At 58.2% G+C, this 17,019-nt stretch carries 16 protein-coding genes; 14 read left to right on the top strand and 2 right to left on the bottom strand.

The window, feature by feature from the left end:
• Window positions 1-11 precede the first annotated feature (11 nt).
• Window positions 12-1,034 (top strand): LysR family transcriptional regulator, encoded by a 1,023-nt coding sequence (locus AC1M2H_RS16925; RefSeq protein ID WP_480148246.1) that lies wholly within the window; start codon window positions 12-14, stop codon window positions 1,032-1,034.
• A 40-nt stretch (window positions 1,035-1,074) separates the two neighbouring features.
• On the opposite strand, the gene rne is transcribed toward AC1M2H_RS16925, so the two are convergent.
• Window positions 1,075-4,404, bottom strand: a complete 3,330-nt coding sequence (gene rne / locus AC1M2H_RS16920) for a ribonuclease E (RefSeq protein WP_480148245.1) — start codon at window positions 4,402-4,404, stop codon at window positions 1,075-1,077.
• Between the two features lie 822 nt (window positions 4,405-5,226).
• On the opposite strand from rne, the gene rluC reads away from it, so the two are divergent.
• Window positions 5,227-6,180: a 23S rRNA pseudouridine(955/2504/2580) synthase RluC gene (gene rluC / locus AC1M2H_RS16915; RefSeq protein ID WP_480151971.1), complete on the top strand. Its 954-nt coding sequence runs from the start codon at window positions 5,227-5,229 to the stop codon at window positions 6,178-6,180.
• A 67-nt stretch (window positions 6,181-6,247) separates the two neighbouring features.
• On the opposite strand, the gene AC1M2H_RS16910 is transcribed toward rluC, so the two are convergent.
• The gene (locus AC1M2H_RS16910) at window positions 6,248-6,832 is read right to left on the bottom strand and encodes a Maf family protein (RefSeq protein WP_480148244.1); all 585 of its coding nucleotides are present in this window, start codon (window positions 6,830-6,832) and stop codon (window positions 6,248-6,250) included.
• 141 nt (window positions 6,833-6,973) lie between these two features.
• On the opposite strand from AC1M2H_RS16910, the gene yceD reads away from it, so the two are divergent.
• The 12 genes from yceD to holB all read left to right on the top strand — a co-directional run bounded on the left by yceD (window position 6,974) and on the right by holB (window position 17,009).
• Window positions 6,974-7,495 carry a 23S rRNA accumulation protein YceD gene (gene yceD, locus AC1M2H_RS16905; protein WP_480148243.1) on the top strand — a complete coding sequence of 174 codons (522 nt, stop codon included), beginning with the start codon at window positions 6,974-6,976 and terminating at the stop codon, window positions 7,493-7,495.
• A 16-nt stretch (window positions 7,496-7,511) separates the two neighbouring features.
• A complete protein-coding gene (gene rpmF, locus AC1M2H_RS16900) occupies window positions 7,512-7,685 on the top strand; it encodes a 50S ribosomal protein L32 (RefSeq protein WP_003857964.1) in 174 nt (57 codons plus the stop codon).
• 150 nt (window positions 7,686-7,835) lie between these two features.
• Complete coding sequence (gene plsX / locus AC1M2H_RS16895) at window positions 7,836-8,933, top strand: phosphate acyltransferase PlsX (protein WP_480151970.1); 1,098 nt, start codon at window positions 7,836-7,838, stop codon at window positions 8,931-8,933.
• A 54-nt stretch (window positions 8,934-8,987) separates the two neighbouring features.
• Window positions 8,988-9,941: a beta-ketoacyl-ACP synthase III gene (locus AC1M2H_RS16890; RefSeq protein ID WP_480148242.1), complete on the top strand. Its 954-nt coding sequence runs from the start codon at window positions 8,988-8,990 to the stop codon at window positions 9,939-9,941.
• Between the two features lie 15 nt (window positions 9,942-9,956).
• Entirely contained in the window at window positions 9,957-10,886 is a 930-nt protein-coding gene (fabD, locus tag AC1M2H_RS16885; RefSeq protein WP_480148241.1) for an ACP S-malonyltransferase, read from the top strand.
• Window positions 10,887-10,898: 12 nt separating this feature from the next.
• Window positions 10,899-11,633 carry a 3-oxoacyl-ACP reductase FabG gene (gene fabG / locus AC1M2H_RS16880; protein WP_041144966.1) on the top strand — a complete coding sequence of 245 codons (735 nt, stop codon included), beginning with the start codon at window positions 10,899-10,901 and terminating at the stop codon, window positions 11,631-11,633.
• Between the two features lie 210 nt (window positions 11,634-11,843).
• Complete coding sequence (gene acpP / locus AC1M2H_RS16875) at window positions 11,844-12,080, top strand: acyl carrier protein (RefSeq protein WP_000103754.1); 237 nt, start codon at window positions 11,844-11,846, stop codon at window positions 12,078-12,080.
• An 89-nt stretch (window positions 12,081-12,169) separates the two neighbouring features.
• The gene (fabF, locus tag AC1M2H_RS16870; protein ID WP_480148240.1) at window positions 12,170-13,411 is read left to right on the top strand and encodes a beta-ketoacyl-ACP synthase II; all 1,242 of its coding nucleotides are present in this window, start codon (window positions 12,170-12,172) and stop codon (window positions 13,409-13,411) included.
• Between the two features lie 131 nt (window positions 13,412-13,542).
• On the top strand, window positions 13,543-14,352 hold the full coding sequence (gene pabC / locus AC1M2H_RS16865) for an aminodeoxychorismate lyase (RefSeq protein ID WP_480148238.1): 810 nt from the start codon (window positions 13,543-13,545) through the stop codon (window positions 14,350-14,352).
• A 2-nt stretch (window positions 14,353-14,354) separates the two neighbouring features.
• Entirely contained in the window at window positions 14,355-15,377 is a 1,023-nt protein-coding gene (yceG, locus tag AC1M2H_RS16860) for a cell division protein YceG (RefSeq protein ID WP_480148237.1), read from the top strand.
• Complete coding sequence (tmk, locus tag AC1M2H_RS16855; protein WP_480148235.1) at window positions 15,367-16,008, top strand: dTMP kinase; 642 nt, start codon at window positions 15,367-15,369, stop codon at window positions 16,006-16,008. Before yceG ends, tmk begins: the two co-directional genes overlap by 11 nt.
• A complete protein-coding gene (gene holB / locus AC1M2H_RS16850) occupies window positions 16,005-17,009 on the top strand; it encodes a DNA polymerase III subunit delta' (RefSeq protein ID WP_480148234.1) in 1,005 nt (334 codons plus the stop codon). The genes tmk and holB overlap by 4 nt, the downstream gene beginning before the upstream one ends.
• Window positions 17,010-17,019 lie beyond the last annotated feature (10 nt).

Genomic DNA, 17,019 nt, shown 5'->3' with positions numbered 1-17,019 from the left:
TCGTAGATGCAATGGCGCTATTTTCCCTGAATCAGGCTGGCGCGGTAGATAGCGTGGTGGTAAAACGGTTATACGCAAAACGTATAGGCATAGTAAATATGAAGCGCCAGGAACGTATAGACCGAATTGAACTGATGCGTACCTTTATTCGAATCGTCGAAGCCGGGTCGCTTTCTGCCGCCGCGCTTCAGCTGACTACCACCCAGGCGACGGTAAGCCGGCGACTGCAGTCGCTGGAGGGCCTGCTGGGGAGTAAGCTTATTCTGCGAACCACCCACGCGATGAAGCTGACCGACGACGGCGAGCGCTGCTATCAGCATGCGCGTCGGGTGGTCGATGCGTGGCTGGCGCTGGAGGACGATCTGCGCATTGCCGATGACCGGCCCGTCGGCGTGCTGCGGGTACGCGCGCCGCACGCTTTTGGTCAGCAGCATCTGCTGGGGCCGCTGGTCAGCTTCCTGCAACGCTATCCGCAGCTGTCCGTCGAGTGGATGCTGAATGATAAAAACGTCGATTTTCTCAGCGATAATATCGATTGTGCGATTCGCGTGGGGGCCGAAGTGGACCCGGAGACGGTATCGGTGCTGCTGGCTGAGGTACCGCGCAGCGTGGTTGCCGCTCCCTCGCTGCTGGCGCGCTATCCGACATTAGATACGCCGCAGGAGATGTCGCAGCTGCCGTGGGTGGCGATCAGCACTTTTTATCAGCACGAGGTGAAGTTATTCCATCAGGAGTGTAATCAGCAGCAGGTTTTCGGCATCGTGCCGTGCCTGAGCACCGACAGCGTGTACGTGGCGCGCAATACCGCGCTGGCGGGATTGGGAGTGGCTATCGTTTCAAGCTGGGCGGTGGGGGAGGATATCGCCGCCGGGCGGCTGGTTGAGCTGTTCCCGCAGTGGCGAGCCTCTTCCCTGCCGGTTCACCTGGTCTATCCGTGGGCGCGGTACTATCCGACCCGTTTACGCAAGTTTCTCGATCTGATGCGCGAGGTTATGCCGCAGGTTGCCGGCATGCAGCGTCCGGAAAGGGAATAAAAAAACCGGCCAGAGAGGCCGGTTTTTTTAGGCTTAACGCTTACTTGACGGGCTGTGGGCGGGTAGGTTCCGCAGTCGCCTGATGAGTTGCGCTATGGCCGCCGGCAGAACCTTTGCCGTCGAACGCGAACGACGGGCGAACCCAGTCGCTGCGACGCGGTGCTTCCGGTTCGTAAGCCGGAGCCGGGGCGCGGGTCATCGGCGCGGTCGCGTGGCGGTCAGAAACGATAACCGCTGCGGCGACGGGAGCTGGCGCCACCGTGGCAACAGGGGCCGGCGCTGCTGCCGGAGCCGGAGCTTCGTCAACAACCTGCGGCGCTGCCGCTTCTTCAGCTTCAACCACCGCTGCTGCTGTCGGCGCTTCGTCAACACCCTGCGCTGCTACGGTTTCTTCCACTTCAGCTTCAGCCGGTGCGGCTGCCTGGATTACCGGTGCTTCGTCAACGACGGCGGCTTCAGGCTCGGCGGCAGCCTGCTCAACCACGACAACTTCGTCTGCGGCTGCAGATTCAGCGGCGATAGCCGGCTCGGCTGCGGTTTCGGCTTCCGCTACGGTCTCAGCAACGACTTCCTCAGGGGCCGACTGCGGTTCGCTGGCGATAACCTGCGGAGCCGGTTCTGACGCTTCAGCTTCGTTGGCGGTGGCTTCAGCCGCTACCGGAGCGATGGCTTCAGCAACGGCCGGTTCGTTAACGGCCTGCTCGGCAATTGCCGGCTCAGCGACGGCAGCCGGCGCTGCGGCTTCGGCAACGAAAGCCTGAACCTGTTGCTCTTCCTGCTGCTGTTCCTGCGAACGGGCTACCGGGTAACGGATCCAAACTTTACCCGAAGCCATTTCCGGCGACGCGCAGGCGACGCTCAGCGGCATCGGCGATTGGGTCGGATAACGCTCATCGCGATAACGGCGACGACGCTGGCCGCTCACGCGCAGATGGCGCGGCGAACGACGGGAGCGACGCGGCATACCGTTAGCATCGCGAGATTCGCTGTTCTCTTCTTGCTCGACAGGGGCCTCGACCACCGCAGGCAGGTCAACCTTCGCCAGTTCAGTACGCGGTTCAGGTTTCGCTTTCTCAACCACGGCTTCAGCGGCCTGTACGGCGACTTCCGCTACTCCAGACTCGATGCGAACCTTCTGGGCCAGCTGGCGTGGTTTACGACGCGGCATGTTCTGAACGCGCTCTTCCTGCTCGGTTTCCTGTTGAACAACCGGCTCATCCTGCGCCTTAACGGCTTCCAGCGGCGCCTGACGCTTATCGTCATTATTACGACGACGGTTACGTTCACGGCGCGGCTGCTGCTCGTCGCGGGATTTAGCTTTTTCCGCTTCGTCGCCGGTCGCCTGGCGCGGTTCGCGCTGCTCAGCGTTCTGCTGCTGCTTCTCACGACGGTTACGGCGGTTCTCTTCGCGAGATTCACGGCCTTCGCCATTTTCGACGCGGTTGTCGCGGTCGGCACGGTTATCGCGTTCTGCGCGGTTGTCACGATTTTCGCGGTTATCGCGACGATCGTTGCGATCGCGGCGGTTATTTGCGCGCGGTTTACGGCGCTCCTGCGGACGTTCCGGCTTCTCTTCGGCTTTTTTCTCTTCCTGAACTTCAGCCGGTTTGGCTTCTTCCGCACCAGAGAAGATGTTTTTCAACGCGCCAAAGAAGCGAGAGAGCAGGCCCGGCTGGGCCGGAGCGGAAGCAACGGCCGCTGTCGGCGCGCTGGCGGCTGCGGCGACGGCCGCAGGCTCTTCATGCGCAGGCGCCGGCGGAGCATCCGGCATCACGAAGGTCGCCAGGGCCGGCTGTTCCGGACGTTTACGTTCCGCCGGTTCTTCATCGGCCGGCAGAGCCATCTCCTCTTCATGCAGCTTCGGCAGCAGATAGCTCAGGGTCGAGGTCTCTTCGCCTTTGCGCACGCGCAGCACGGAATAGTGCGGGGTTTCCATCTGATCGTTTGGCACGATGATGACGCGCACGTCGCTCTGGCGGGTTTCGATTGCACTTACCGCCGCGCGCTTCTCGTTCAGCAGGTAGGAGGCGATTGGCACCGGAACGATCGCGTGAACTTCTTTGGTGTTCTCTTTCAGCGCTTCTTCTTCAATCAGACGCAGAATGGAGAGCGACAGGGATTCATTATCGCGCACGGTGCCGGTACCGCTGCAGCGCGGACAGACGTGATGGCTGGATTCGCCGAGCGACGGGCTCAGGCGCTGACGCGACATTTCGAGCAGGCCAAAGCGAGAAATATGGCTGATCTGGATGCGCGCGCGATCCTGACGGACGGCTTCGCGCAGGCGGTTTTCTACCGCACGCTGGTGGCGTACCGGGGTCATATCGATAAAGTCGATAACGATCAGACCGCCGAGGTCGCGCAGGCGCAGCTGGCGGGCAATCTCGTCGGCCGCTTCGAGGTTGGTGTTGAACGCCGTTTCTTCGATGTCGCCGCCGCGGGTTGCGCGGGCGGAGTTGATATCGATGGCGGTCAGCGCCTCGGTGCTATCGATAACGATAGAGCCGCCGGACGGCAGGCGCACTTCGCGCTGGAAAGCGGATTCGATCTGCGACTCAATCTGATAGTGGCTAAACAGCGGGATTTCACCGGTGTACAGTTTAATTTTGCTGCTGAAGTCCGGACGACCCAGCGCGGCGATGTGCTGGCGAGCCAGCTCAAGCACTTTCGGGTTATCGATAAGAATTTCACCGATATCCTGACGCAGGTAGTCGCGGAACGCGCGCACGATGACGTTGCTTTCCTGGTGGATCAGGAACGGCGCCGGGCGGCTTTCTGCGGCTTTCTGGATAGCTTCCCAGTGCTTCAGGCGGAAGCTCAGGTCCCACTGCAGCGCTTCGGCAGATTTGCCGACGCCCGCGGTGCGCACAATCAGCCCCATGCCGTCCGGCAGCTCGAGGCTGGCCAGCGCTTCTTTCAGCTCCGTGCGATCGTCACCCTCGATGCGGCGGGAAATACCGCCAGCGCGCGGGTTGTTCGGCATCAGTACCAGGTAGCTGCCTGCCAGACTAATAAAGGTTGTGAGCGCGGCGCCTTTGTTGCCACGTTCTTCTTTATCAATCTGCACAATAACTTCCTGACCTTCACGCAGCACGTCCTTAATGTTCGGACGGCCGTGAGCGTTGTAGCTGGCAGGGAAGTATTCGCGGGCAATTTCTTTAAGAGGGAGGAAACCATGACGCTCGGCGCCGTAATCAACAAATGCGGCCTCCAGGCTAGGTTCAATACGGGTGATTTTGCCTTTGTAGATGTTCGCTTTTTTCTGTTCGTGCCCGGGGCTTTCGATATCCAGGTCGTACAGGCGCTGCCCATCAACAAGGGCGACGCGCAACTCTTCCTGCTGAGTTGCGTTGATTAACATTCTTTTCATCGTAACTTACTCATTATTCTTACATTGACGACTAAGCTGCGGGCAGAGTAACGCCTTGCCGGGGGAAACCGATGGCCTCGTGTCTGTTTCACGTCGCCAACCTCACGGTTGTCGCGCGCTTAAGAGGCGCAGAGTGTCGGTCGCCTGCATTTCAAACGGAAACACAGCGCAATTGTCAGGGGAATTGCCTGGGATGTATCACCAGAGAATATTCCATTTATACACTTCATGCATCGAGCTGCTTCTGCACTGGCTGCGCTCGCTCATCCCTGTTACCTGGCGATGCAGGCTTCCGGGGATTCACTCTCTTGCTGCCATGACGCATCTCGAATAATTTTGCGTATATTCTATCGTCTTTCACGTTGCAGGCGTGTTGGCTTAACCTGCTCATCACAATCATGTGATTATAATGAGCTCCCGGGGATACCCGGAGTCGACGCCTTCCTGCGACGTGAAATCCATAGAGCCTGTACCGGTAAGGACTGCAACCCGCAGCCCGCTAACTGTCTGAAAGATCAATACGTCTTACGCCATTGCTGCGTTGATGATCGGTCAGACAAAATTGGTCATTCCGCTAATCCCTTGTTCTAACAAGATTCAACACGGAAAACGGCATCATTATTCCATTGCTAAGCTTGTTATAGCAAGTTGACTTTTACCTTTTATCACCCGGTTACTCACAGTTTTATCACCAGCGTATACAGATTGTTCTAATAACAAACAAAACGACGATGATGCATACGATGAAAACCGGATAATGATAAATATAAGCATATAAAAATGAGTGGCGCTAATGCGTCGGGCTATTTAGAATCGCGCACCATGAAAACTGAGACCCCAAGCGTAAAAATGGTTGCTATTACCGCTGATGAAGCGGGGCAACGTATCGATAACTTTTTGCGTACGCAGCTTAAGGGCGTACCGAAGAGTATGATTTATCGCATCCTGCGTAAAGGCGAGGTGCGGGTGAACAAAAAGCGCGTTAAGCCTGAGTATAAGCTGGAAGCGGGCGACGAAATCCGTATTCCGCCGGTACGCGTTGCCGAACGTGAGGAGGAGGCGGTCTCCCCACATCTGCAAAAAGTCGCGGCTCTGACGGAGGTGATTCTGTATGAAGACGATCATATCCTGGTGCTCAACAAGCCTTCCGGTACCGCGGTTCACGGCGGTAGCGGCCTGAGCTTTGGCGTGATTGAAGGCCTGCGCGCGCTGCGTCCTGAAGCGCGCTTCCTCGAGCTGGTGCACCGCCTTGACCGCGACACCTCCGGCGTGCTGCTGGTGGCGAAGAAGCGCTCCGCGCTGCGTTCGCTGCACGAGCAGCTGCGCGATAAGGGGATGCAAAAGGATTATCTGGCGCTGGTGCGCGGCCAGTGGCAGTCGCATACCAAAGTGGTGCAGGCGCCGCTGCTGAAAAATATTCTGCAAAGCGGCGAACGCATCGTGCGGGTGAACCAGGAAGGCAAGCCGTCGGAAACCCGCTTTAAGGTAGAGGAGCGATTTACCGACGCTACGCTGGTGCGCTGTAGTCCGGTAACCGGTCGCACCCATCAGATTCGCGTGCATACGCAGTATGCCGGGCACCCGATCGCGTTTGACGATCGTTACGGCGATCGGGAGTTTGATAAGCAGCTCACGGGTACCGGCCTCAATCGCCTGTTCCTGCACGCCGCGGCGCTGAAGTTTACCCACCCGGGAACGGGCGAGGTGATGCGCGTTGAGGCGCCGCTGGATAGCCAGCTGAAGCGCTGCCTGCAGGTGCTGCGCGACAAGAAGTAACGCTGCGGCGGATCCGCTATCGGCCGCCCGGGCCGCTAAGCCCGCGTCGGCGGTGCAAATTCGCGCCTCAGGCGAGCAGCGGGTTATAGTCTTCCCGGCGCAGCATCTGACAGAGCGCAATCAGCGGCAGGCCGACCAGCGTATTGGGGTCCCGGCCTTCCAGGCGCTCGAAAAGCGTGATCCCCAGTCCTTCGCTTTTAAAGCTCCCGGCGCACTGCAGCGGGTTCTCTTTACGCACATAGGTCTCTATCTCCCGGTCGCTTAAATGGCGAAAATGAACGTCAAAGGGCTCGCATTCGGTTTGCAGATGGCCGTTCGCCGAATTATAGAGCGCCAGCCCGGTGTAAAAGGTCACGATGGTGCCGCTGGCTTTTCTTAACTGCAGGCGGGCGTTCTCTTCGCTATGCGGTTTGCCGGTTATTTCGCCATCAAGGACGCAAACCTGATCGGAGCCTATAATTAAATGCTGCGGGTAGCGGGCGGCGAGAGCCTGCGCCTTAGCCTGCGCCAGACGCACGACCAGCTGGCGAGCGGGCTCGCCGGGATGGGGCGTTTCATCGACCTCAGGCGCCGCGCATTCAAACGGTACCGACAGTTTTTCCAGCAGCATCCGCCGCCAGGGCGAGGTTGACGCCAGGATAAGCTCAGACATATTTTTTCATCCACATATAGCGCTTCGAAGAGCATCATTTTAAACTATGGGCCGCAATGTGTGCGAATAAATGGCAAAAGGCAACCTGAGGCTGCCTTTTTCTTTGACTCTATGACATTACAAAGTTAATATGCGCGCCCTATGCAAAAAGTAAAATTACCACTGACTCTTGACCCGGTTCGCACGGCTCAAAAACGCCTTGATTACCAGGGCATTTATGCCCGCGATCAGGTAGCGCGTGTGGCCGATTCTGTAGTCAGCGTGGACAGCGATGTGGAATGCAGCATGTCGTTCGCTATTGATAACCAGCGTCTTGCCGTTATAACCGGCGATGCGAAGGTGTCAGTAACCCTCGAATGTCAGCGTTGCGGGAAACCGTTCCCCCATCATGTCCACACAACGTATTGTTTCAGCCCGGTCAGAAATGACGAACAGGCCGAAGCACTGCCGGAAGCGTATGAGCCGATTGAGGTTAACGAATTCGGTGAAATCGATCTGCAGGCGCTGGTTGAGGATGAAGTTATTCTCTCCCTGCCCGTAGTTCCGGTGCATGATTCTGAACACTGTGAAGTGTCCGACGCGGACATGGTCTTTGGTGAACTGCCTGAAGAGGCACAGAAGCCAAACCCATTTGCCGTATTAGCCAGCTTAAAGCATAAGTAATTGAGGAGTAAGGTCCATGGCCGTACAACAGAATAAACCAACCCGTTCCAAACGTGGCATGCGTCGTTCCCATGACGCTCTGACCGCAGTCACCAGCCTGTCTGTAGACAAAACTTCTGGTGAGAAGCACCTGCGTCACCACATCACTGCCGACGGTTTCTACCGCGGTCGCAAGGTTATCACTAAGTAATCACGCGATACTCTGTGAATTTCGTGTTGCAGAAAACCCTTGCAGTTAACGGTTCTGCGGCATGAAGGACAACGAGTATAAGCGTGGTGAAGCTTAGTGAGGATTTCCCCAGGTAACTGGGGAATAACCGAACCGGGCAGCGACGATACCTTGACACGTCTAACCCTGGCGTTAGATGTCATGGGGGGCGATTTTGGTCCTTCCGTGACGGTGCCTGCAGCACTGCAGGCACTGACCTCTAATTCGCAACTCACACTTCTTTTAGTCGGCGATCCCGACGCCATCACGCCATTACTTGCCAAAGCTGATTTCGAACAACGTTCGCGTCTGCAGGTTATTCCTGCGCAGTCGGTTATTGCCAGTGATGCGCGACCCGCGCAGGCGATTCGCAGCAGTCGCGGTAGCTCAATGCGCATGGCGCTCGAGCTGGTGAAAGAGGGGCGGGCGGAGGCCTGCGTCAGCGCGGGAAATACTGGCGCGCTGATGGGGCTGGCAAAATTATTGTTCAAGCCCATAGAGGGGATTGAGCGCCCGGCGCTGGTGACGATACTTCCGCACCAGCAGAAGGGAAAAACGGTGGTGCTGGATCTTGGCGCCAACGTCGACTGCGACAGCACAATGCTGGTGCAGTTTGCGGTGATGGGGGCGGTACTGGCGGAAGAAGTGGTCGGTATTAAAAATCCCCGCGTCGCGCTGCTGAATATTGGCGAAGAAGAGATGAAGGGCCTCAGCAGCATTCGCGACGCCGCGGCGGTTTTGAAAACGCTGCCGTCCCTCAACTATATAGGCTATCTTGAAGCCAATGAACTATTGACGGGCAAAACCGACGTCATGGTTTGTGATGGATTCACGGGCAACGTCACATTAAAAACTATGGAAGGCGTTGTCAGAATGTTCCTTTCGCTGCTGAAATCGCAGGGAGAGGGCAAAAAACGGTCGTGGTGGCTGCTGTTATTGAAACGTTGGTTACAAAAAAGCCTCGCAAGGCGATTCAGTCACCTCAACCCCGACCAGTATAATGGCGCCTGTCTGTTAGGATTGCGCGGTTCCGTGATTAAGAGTCACGGTGCTGCCAATCAGCGCGCCTTTAGCGTTGCAATAGAGCAGGCAGTGCAGGCGGTGCAGCGGCAGATACCTCAACGGATCGCCGCTCGCCTGGAATCTTTATACCCAGCAGGTTTCGAACTGCCGGGAGGCGGCAAAGGCGGGAACTCCCGACAGCAAAGCGGGACGAACGAGCAGGACTGACGCCCCGGCGGTTTGAACAAGGCGGGTATGTTACCCAAGAGTGACTGAGCGTACATGTATACGAAGATTATTGGTACCGGCAGCTATCTGCCCGAGCAAGTGCGTACTAACGCCGACCTGGAAAAAATGGTAGATACGTCTGACGAGTGGATTGTCACCCGTACGGGTATCCGTGAACGTCGTATTGCCGCACCGAATGAAACCGTTGCTACGCTGGGTTTTGAAGCTGCAAAAAACGCGCTGGAGATGGCGGGCGTTAAGCCGGAGCAAATTGGTCTGATTATTGTTGCGACCACCTCCGGCACCCACGCCTTCCCGAGCTCGGCCTGCCAGATTCAGTCGATGCTGGGAATTAACGGCTGTCCGGCGTTTGATGTCGCCGCGGCCTGTGCCGGCTTCACCTACGCCCTGAGCATCGCCGACCAGTACGTCAAAAACGGCGCGGTAGACTACGCGCTGGTTATTGGCGCTGACGTTCTGGCGCGCACCTGCGATCCTGCCGATCGCGGGACGATCATTATTTTTGGCGACGGCGCCGGCGCCGTGGTACTGGGGGCTTCTGAAGAGCCGGGGATCATCTCGACCCATCTGCACGCAGACGGCCGCTACGGTGAGCTGCTAACGCTGCCGAACGCCGATCGCGTGGATCCGCAAAATCCGATCTATCTGACGATGGCGGGTAATGAAGTCTTTAAAGTGGCGGTGACCGAGCTGGCGCATATCGTTGACGAAACGCTGACCGCGAACAACCTCGATCGCTCCGCGCTGGATTGGCTGGTGCCGCATCAGGCCAACCTGCGTATTATCAGCGCGACGGCGAAAAAGCTCGGGATGTCGATGGAGAACGTGGTGGTGACGCTCGATCGTCATGGCAATACCTCCGCCGCCTCCGTCCCCTGCGCGCTGGACGAAGCGGTGCGCGATGGCCGCATTCAGCGCGGTCAGCTGATTCTGCTGGAAGCCTTTGGTGGCGGTTTCACCTGGGGTTCCGCGCTGGTTCGTTTTTAGTATAAGGATTTAGAGATGACGCAATTTGCTTTTGTGTTCCCGGGACAGGGCTCGCAGGCGGTAGGAATGTTGTCCGATATGGCAGCAGCTTACCCCGTTATTGAAGAGACGTTCCGTGAAGCCTCCGCGGCGCTGGGTTACGATCTGTGGGCGCTTGCCCAGCAGGGCCCGGCAGAAGAACTGAATAAAACCTGGCAGACCCAGCCCGCGCTGCTCACCGCCTCCGTGGCGCTGTACCGCGCGTGGCAGCAGCAGGGCGGCAAAGCGCCGGCGCTGCTGGCAGGCCATAGTCTGGGCGAATACTCGGCGCTGGTTTGTGCCGGAGTCCTCGACTTCGCCGACGCCGTGCGTCTGGTTGAGATGCGCGGCAAATTTATGCAGGAAGCGGTACCGGAAGGGACCGGCGCCATGTCGGCCATCATTGGCCTCGACGATGCGTCCATTGCCAAAGCCTGCGAAGAGTCTGCTGAAGGCCAGGTGGTTTCACCGGTTAACTTCAACTCCCCGGGCCAGGTAGTTATCGCTGGCAACAAAGAGGCCGTGGAACGCGCCGGAGCCGCCTGTAAAGCCGCCGGCGCCAAGCGCGCGCTGCCGCTGCCGGTGAGCGTACCGTCCCACTGCGCGCTGATGAAGCCGGCGGCAGAGAAGCTGGCGGCTGAGCTGCAAAAAATCGCCTTTAACGCGCCGGCTATTCCGGTGGTGAACAACGTTGATGTGAAGTGCGAAACCGCGCCTGAGGCCATTCGCGACGCGCTGATCCGCCAGCTGTACAGCCCGGTTCAGTGGACCAAAAGCGTCGAGTTTATGGCCTCTCAGGGCGTAGAACACCTGTATGAAGTGGGCCCGGGTAAAGTCCTCACCGGCCTGACTAAACGTATTGTTGACACCCTGACCGCTTCCGCGCTTAACGAGCCTGCAGCGCTGTCTGCGGCGCTTGAGCAATAAAAGAGGAATATCATGAGTTTTGAAGGAAAAATCGCGCTGGTTACCGGTGCAAGTCGCGGGATTGGCCGTGCAATCGCTGAAACGCTCGTTGCCCGCGGCGCGAAGGTTATCGGCACGGCCACCAGCGAGAGCGGTGCGCAGGCCATCAGCGACTATTTAGGCGCTAACGGTAAAGGTCTGCTGCTGAATGTGACCGACCCGGCATCTATCGAATCTGTTCTGGGAAATATTCGCGCAGAGTTTGGTGAAGTTGATATCCTGGTTAATAATGCCGGTATTACTCGTGATAACCTGTTAATGCGGATGAAAGATGACGAGTGGAACGATATTATCGAAACCAACCTGTCATCAGTTTTCCGTCTGTCAAAAGCAGTAATGCGCGCTATGATGAAAAAGCGTCACGGCCGCATTATTACTATCGGTTCTGTGGTCGGTACCATGGGAAATGCTGGTCAGGCTAACTACGCTGCGGCGAAAGCGGGTCTGATTGGTTTTAGTAAGTCGCTGGCACGTGAAGTCGCGTCCCGCGGTATTACTGTTAACGTTGTTGCTCCGGGCTTTATTGAAACGGACATGACGCGTGCGCTATCTGACGATCAGCGTGCGGGTATTCTGGCGCAAGTTCCGGCGGGTCGCCTCGGCGATGCAAAAGAAATCGCCAGTGCGGTTGCGTTCTTAGCTTCTGACGAAGCGGGTTACATCTCTGGTGAAACCCTGCACGTCAACGGCGGAATGTACATGGTCTGACCGAGTTTTGCGCAAAACGTTCAGGAACCGCGCAGTCTGTGCGGTTCCGGGTACGGTTTTGTGCAAAATGATTTGCGTTATGAGGGCAAACAGCCGCAAAATAGCGTAAAATCGTGGTACGACCTGCCGGGATTTAGTTGCAAATTTTTCAACATTTTATACACTACGAAAACCATCGCGAAAGCGAGTTTTGATAGGAAATTTAAGAGTATGAGCACTATCGAAGAACGCGTTAAGAAAATCATCGGCGAACAGCTGGGCGTTAAGCAGGAAGAAGTTACCAACAATGCTTCCTTCGTTGAAGATCTGGGCGCTGATTCTCTTGACACCGTTGAGCTGGTAATGGCTCTGGAAGAAGAGTTTGATACTGAGATTCCGGACGAAGAAGCTGAGAAAATCACCACTGTTCAGGCTGCCATTGATTACATCAACGGTCACCAGGCGTAAGTGAACATCTCCAGGCGGTCATTCGACCGCCTGAGTTTTATCTTTAGTTTGTCCCACAAGCATCTATTTTCCCTCCCTGGAGGACAACCGTGTCTAAGCGTCGTGTAGTTGTGACCGGACTGGGCATGTTGTCTCCTGTCGGCAATACCGTAGAGTCTACCTGGAAAGCTCTCCTTGCCGGTCAGAGTGGCATCAGCCTGATCGACCATTTCGATACTAGCGCCTATGCAACAAAATTTGCTGGCTTAGTAAAGGATTTTAACTGTGATGACATCATCTCGCGCAAAGAACAGCGCAAGATGGATGCCTTCATTCAATATGGAATTGTCGCTGGCGTTCAGGCCATGCAGGATTCTGGTCTTGAAATAACGGAAGAGAACGCGGACCGCATCGGCGCAGCTATTGGCTCCGGCATCGGCGGTCTCGGCCTGATCGAGGAAAACCACAGCTCGCTGACCAACGGCGGACCTCGTAAAATCAGCCCGTTCTTTGTACCGTCTACAATTGTTAATATGGTGGCCGGGCATCTGACCATCATGTTTGGCCTGCGTGGGCCGAGCATTTCCATTGCCACCGCCTGTACTTCCGGGGTGCATAACATCGGTCAGGCCGCGCGTATCATTGCGTACGGCGATGCCGACGCAATGGTTGCCGGCGGTGCGGAAAAAGCCAGTACCCCGCTCGGCGTGGGCGGCTTTGGCGCAGCTCGCGCGCTCTCTACCCGCAACGACAATCCGCAGGCGGCAAGCCGTCCGTGGGATAAAGATCGCGACGGCTTCGTGCTTGGCGACGGTGCGGGTATGGTGGTGCTGGAAGAGTACGAGCACGCTAAAAAACGCGGTGCGAAAATCTACGCGGAGATCGTCGGTTTTGGTATGAGCAGCGATGCTTACCACATGACCTCTCCTCCGGAGAACGGTGCGGGTGCCGCGCTGGCAATGGTTAACGCCATTCGCGATGCGGGCATTGAGCCGGGCCAGATTGCCTACGTCAACGCGCACGGTACTTCGACGCCAGCGGGCGATAAAGCGGAAACTCAGGCCGTTAAGTCAGTCTTTGGCGATGCGGCTCGCCGCGTGATGGTCAGTTCGACTAAATCGATGACCGGGCACCTGCTGGGCGCCGCAGGAGCGGTAGAGTCTATCTACTCCATCCTCGCGCTGCGCGATGGCGTGGTTCCGCCAACCATCAACCTGGATAATCCGGACGATGGCTGCGACCTTGACTTCGTTCCGCACGAAGCCCGCCAGGTCTCCGGCATGGAGTACACGCTGTGCAACTCCTTCGGCTTTGGCGGCACCAACGGTTCGCTGATCTTTAAAAAGGTCTAAGCGCGCTAATCGCCTTGCCCAGCCATGACTCAGGCCTGCATTTATGCGGGCCTTCTTTTTTCTTCAGCTTTCTCTGCTTGTCCTGCGTAATTCATCCTGCGACACTGGCGGGCCACCGATAAGGAGCCACTATGTTCTTGATTAATGGCCGCGAACAGGACGTTCTGGCCGCTAACGACCGGGCGATACAGTTTGGCGACGGATGCTTTACCACCGCGCGGATTGTGGAAAGTCGCGTGCAGATGCTGCCCGCCCACCTGCGGCGTTTGCAGCAGGCCTGCGAAAAGCTGATGATCCCCTATACCGACTGGCAGACGCTGGAACAGGAAATGCTGCGTCTGGCGCAGACTCAGAAAAGCGGCGTCCTCAAGGTTATCCTGACGCGCGGTTCCGGCGGCCGCGGCTATAGCGGTACGCTGTGCCAGCAGCCGACCCGTATCCTCAGCGTATCTCCGCTGCCGGCACACTACGCTCGCTGGCGAGAAGAGGGCATCGCCCTGGCCCTCAGCCCGATACGGCTGGGGCGCAACCCGTCGCTGGCCGGCCTTAAGCACCTTAACCGCCTGGAGCAGGTGCTGATCCGCTCTCATCTTGAGCAGACGGACGCCGACGAGGCGCTGGTTCTTGACAGCGAAGGGTGGCTTACGGAATGCTGTGCCGCGAATCTGTTCTGGCGCAAGGGAATGGAGGTCTTTACGCCGCGTCTCGACCAGGCGGGCGTGAACGGAATCATGCGCCAGTATTGTATCGCCCGGCTGGCACAATCGCCGTTTGGCGTTGTCGAAGTCACCGCGGGTCCTGATGCGCTGCGCGATGCCGATGAAGTGCTGGTTTGCAACGCCCTGATGCCGCTGGTGCCGGTTCGCGGCTGGGACGAAAGCCATTGGTCCTCGCGCGAGCTTTATCATTTTTTAGCCCCACTGTGTGAGCTGTCTGGTTAGTCATGAAGAAAATGTTACGTTTTACTCTGCTGTTGTTAGTGGTGTTCGGCATTGCCGCAGGCGTGGGGATGTGGAAAGTCCGCCAGCTCGCTGACAGCAAGCTGCTTATCAAAGAAGAGACCATCTTCACCCTTGCAGCAGGCACCGGGCGCATCGCGCTGGGCCAGCAGCTATACGGCGATAAGGTCATCAACCGGCCTCGCGTCTTCCAGTGGCTGCTGCGCATTGAGCCGGAGCTGTCGCACTTCAAAGCCGGGACCTACCGCTTCACGCCGCAAATGACGGTGCGCGAAATGCTCCGCCTGCTGGGCAGCGGCAAAGAGGCCCAGTTCCCGCTGCGTTTTGTCGAAGGCATGCGGGTGAGCGACTATCTGCGCCAGCTGCGCGACGCGCCGTATGTGAAGCATACGCTGGCCGACGACAGTTATGAAACGGTAGCGAAAACGCTCGACCTTGAACACCCGGACTGGGTCGAAGGCTGGTTCTGGCCGGATACCTGGATGTATACCGCCAATACCAGCGATGTGGCGATCCTCAAGCGGGCGCATCAGAAGATGGTCACGGAGGTGGACAAGGCTTGGGAAGGGCGGATGGATAACCTGCCGTACCAGGATCAAAACCAGCTGCTGACCATGGCGTCAATTATCGAAAAAGAGACGGCGGTGCCGGAAGAGCGCGATCGCGTGGCGTCGGTATTTATCAACCGCCTGCGCATCGGCATGCGTCTGCAAACCGACCCGACGGTGATTTACGGCATGGGTGAGAGCTATAATGGCAAGCTGACGCGCAAGGATCTCGAAACCCCGACGGCCTATAATACCTATGTGATTAGCGGTATGCCGCCGGGGCCGATTGCCGCGCCCGGGGAGGCCTCGCTGACCGCCGCCGCGCATCCGGCGAAAACGCCGTACCTCTATTTTGTCGCTGACGGCAAGGGCGGACATACGTTTAACACCAATTTGTCCAGCCATAACCGCTCGGTTCAGGATTATTTAAAAGCTCTTAAGGAAAAAAATGCGCAGTAATTACATCGTTATCGAAGGCCTGGAGGGCGCAGGGAAAACCACCGCGCGTAACCTGGTGGTGGAGGCGCTGGAGCAATACGGCGTCAGCGATCTGCTGTTTACCCGCGAGCCGGGCGGCACCATCCTTGCCGAGAAACTGCGCAGCCTGGTACTCGATATCCAGTCCACCGGCGATGAAGTGATTAATGATAAAGCCGAAGTGCTGATGTTTTATGCCGCTCGCGTTCAGCTGGTGGAAACGGTGATTAAGCCGGCCCTGGCCCGCGGGCAGTGGGTGATTGGCGATCGCCACGACCTCTCAACCCAGGCCTACCAGGGCGGCGGTCGCGGCATTGATCAGACGATGCTGTCGACCCTGCGCGACGCGGTGCTCGGCGATTTTCGCCCGAACCTGACGCTCTATCTCGACGTCACGCCCGAGGTGGGACTCAAGCGCGCGCGCGCGCGCGGCGAGCTCGACCGCATTGAGCAGGAGTCGCTGGACTTCTTCAACCGCACCCGCGCGCGCTACCTTGAGCTGGCGGCGCAGGACCCAACGATCCTCACCATCGATGCCACCCAGCCGCTGGAAGCGGTCGCGCGCGATATCCGCGCGGCGATCGGCCAGTGGGTGGCGGAGCAGCGCGCATGAAATGGTATCCGTGGTTACGCCCGCCGTTCGAGCAGTTAGTCACCGGCTATCAGGCCGGGCGGGGTCACCATGCGTTACTGCTGCAGGCGCTGCCGGGAATGGGCGGCGATGCGCTGATTTACGCGCTGTGCCGCTACCTGATGTGCCGACAGCCGGAAGGGCATAAAAGCTGCGGTCACTGCCATAGCTGCCAGCTGATGCAGGCCGGTACCCACCCCGACTACTACACGCTGCTGCCGGAGAAGGGCAAAAGCGCCCTCGGCATTGATGCCGTTCGCGAGGTGAATGAAAAGCTCTACGAGCGCTCGCGTCTCGGCGGAGCCAAGGTGGTGTGGATTAACGACGCGGCGCTGCTGACCGACGCGGCGGCCAATGCCCTGCTGAAAACGCTGGAAGAGCCGCCGGAAAATACCTGGTTCTTCCTCGCCTGTCAGGAGCCGGCGCGGCTGCTGGCCACGCTGCGCAGCCGCTGTCGCCTGTATCATCTTGCCCCGCCGGCGGAATCCTATGGCCTGGCGTGGCTGGAGCGCGAGGTAACGCTGGAGCAAAACGCCTTGCTGGCCGCGCTGCGCCTGAGCGCGAATGCGCCAGCGGCGGCGCTCGAGCTGCTCGCAGAGAGCCGCTGGGCCGCCCGGCAGCAGCTTATCCAGGCTCTGACAAATGCATTAACCGGCGGTGACTGGCTAACGCTGCTGCCGATCCTCAATAATGAACAGGCCGCCGTTCGCCTGCACTGGCTGGCATCGCTGCTGCTGGATGCGCAAAAAAGGCAGCAGGGGATCTCTTTGGTGAGCAACCCCGATGCCTGGACGCTGATAAACCAGCTGGCGCAGGCGCTGCCGGCCAGCCGCCTGCAGGCTATTGCTCGGGACGTCAGCGCCTGCCGCGAGCAGCTGCTGAGCGTGGTCGGCGTCAACCGCGAACTGCTGCTAACCGAGCGCCTTCTGCGCTGGGAACATTATCTGCAACCTGGGGCGGTTCTTCCCGTTTCCCACCTCTGAGCGAGACATT

This window comes from Klebsiella sp. F11, from assembly GCF_056712265.1.
This window is presented reverse-complemented; position numbering and strand designations above follow the sequence as displayed.

What these genes read in the sequence shown, in the direction of transcription:
- AC1M2H_RS16925 (WP_480148246.1), top strand. Translation starts at nt 12, where the DNA reads ATGGCGCTATTTTCCCTGAATCAGGCTGGCGCGGTAGATAGCGTGGTG.
- rne (WP_480148245.1), bottom strand. Translation starts at nt 4,404, where the DNA reads ATGAAAAGAATGTTAATCAACGCAACTCAGCAGGAAGAGTTGCGCGTC.
- rluC (WP_480151971.1), top strand. Translation starts at nt 5,227, where the DNA reads ATGAAAACTGAGACCCCAAGCGTAAAAATGGTTGCTATTACCGCTGAT.
- AC1M2H_RS16910 (WP_480148244.1), bottom strand. Translation starts at nt 6,832, where the DNA reads ATGTCTGAGCTTATCCTGGCGTCAACCTCGCCCTGGCGGCGGATGCTG.
- yceD (WP_480148243.1), top strand. Translation starts at nt 6,974, where the DNA reads ATGCAAAAAGTAAAATTACCACTGACTCTTGACCCGGTTCGCACGGCT.
- rpmF (WP_003857964.1), top strand. Translation starts at nt 7,512, where the DNA reads ATGGCCGTACAACAGAATAAACCAACCCGTTCCAAACGTGGCATGCGT.
- AC1M2H_RS16890 (WP_480148242.1), top strand. Translation starts at nt 8,988, where the DNA reads ATGTATACGAAGATTATTGGTACCGGCAGCTATCTGCCCGAGCAAGTG.
- fabD (WP_480148241.1), top strand. Translation starts at nt 9,957, where the DNA reads ATGACGCAATTTGCTTTTGTGTTCCCGGGACAGGGCTCGCAGGCGGTA.
- fabG (WP_041144966.1), top strand. Translation starts at nt 10,899, where the DNA reads ATGAGTTTTGAAGGAAAAATCGCGCTGGTTACCGGTGCAAGTCGCGGG.
- acpP (WP_000103754.1), top strand. Translation starts at nt 11,844, where the DNA reads ATGAGCACTATCGAAGAACGCGTTAAGAAAATCATCGGCGAACAGCTG.
- pabC (WP_480148238.1), top strand. Translation starts at nt 13,543, where the DNA reads ATGTTCTTGATTAATGGCCGCGAACAGGACGTTCTGGCCGCTAACGAC.
- yceG (WP_480148237.1), top strand. Translation starts at nt 14,355, where the DNA reads ATGAAGAAAATGTTACGTTTTACTCTGCTGTTGTTAGTGGTGTTCGGC.
- tmk (WP_480148235.1), top strand. Translation starts at nt 15,367, where the DNA reads ATGCGCAGTAATTACATCGTTATCGAAGGCCTGGAGGGCGCAGGGAAA.
- holB (WP_480148234.1), top strand. Translation starts at nt 16,005, where the DNA reads ATGAAATGGTATCCGTGGTTACGCCCGCCGTTCGAGCAGTTAGTCACC.